This window comes from Pseudomonas sp. TJI-51 (genome assembly GCF_000190455.2).
GTDB classification, from domain to species: Bacteria; Pseudomonadota; Gammaproteobacteria; order Pseudomonadales; family Pseudomonadaceae; genus Aquipseudomonas; species Aquipseudomonas juntendi.
In genome coordinates, this window is the sequence record NZ_AEWE02000155.1 from 312 (window position 1) to 1,171 (window position 860).

At 64.8% G+C, this 860-nt stretch carries 1 pseudogene; it reads left to right on the forward strand.

Annotated elements, in window-relative coordinates:
* Positions 1 to 756, forward strand: a pseudogene (locus G1E_RS25380) (glycine dehydrogenase (aminomethyl-transferring)); the annotation flags it as partial.
* Between the last annotated feature and the right edge of the window lie 104 nt (positions 757 to 860).

Consider the following 860-nt stretch of genomic DNA (forward strand, 5'->3'; position numbering starts at 1 on the left):
CTGCACAAGACCTTCTGCATTCCGCACGGTGGCGGCGGCCCGGGGGTGGGCCCGATTGGCGTCAAGTCGCACCTGGCGCCGTTCCTGCCCGGCCATGCGCAGTTGCAAAACACCCAGGGTGCGGTGTGCGCCGCGCCGTTCGGCAGCGCCAGCATTCTGCCGATCACCTGGGTGTACATCCGCATGATGGGCGGTGCCGGCCTCAAGCGTGCGTCGCAGATGGCGATCCTCAACGCCAACTACATCGCCCGCCGCCTGGAAGAGCACTATCCTGTCCTGTATAGCGGCGGCAATGGCTTGGTGGCACACGAATGCATCCTCGACCTGCGCCCACTGAAGGACACCAGCGGCATCAGCGTCGACGATGTGGCCAAGCGCCTGATCGACTTCGGCTTCCACGCCCCGACCATGTCCTTCCCGGTGGCCGGCACGCTGATGATCGAACCGACCGAAAGCGAGTCCAAGGAAGAACTGGACCGCTTCTGCAACGCCATGATCCAGATCCGCGCAGAAATCCGCGCGGTCGAGGACGGTAGCCTGGACAAAGACGACAACCCGCTGAAAAACGCCCCGCATACCGCGGCCGAGCTGGTTGGCGAATGGGCGCACGGTTACAGCCGCGAGCAGGCGGTGTACCCGCTGCCTGGCCTGGTGGAAGGCAAGTACTGGCCACCGGTCGGCCGCGTCGACAATGTATTCGGCGACCGTAACCTGGTGTGCGCCTGCCCGTCGATCGAGAGCTATCAGGACGCCTGATCCGGCTCGCCGGCTCCCACAAGGGCTCCACTGCCTGCAAGGGTTGTGCTGCACCTGTAAGAAGCCTGCTCTCACGGGAACGTCGTACCTGTGGGCGCTGGCTT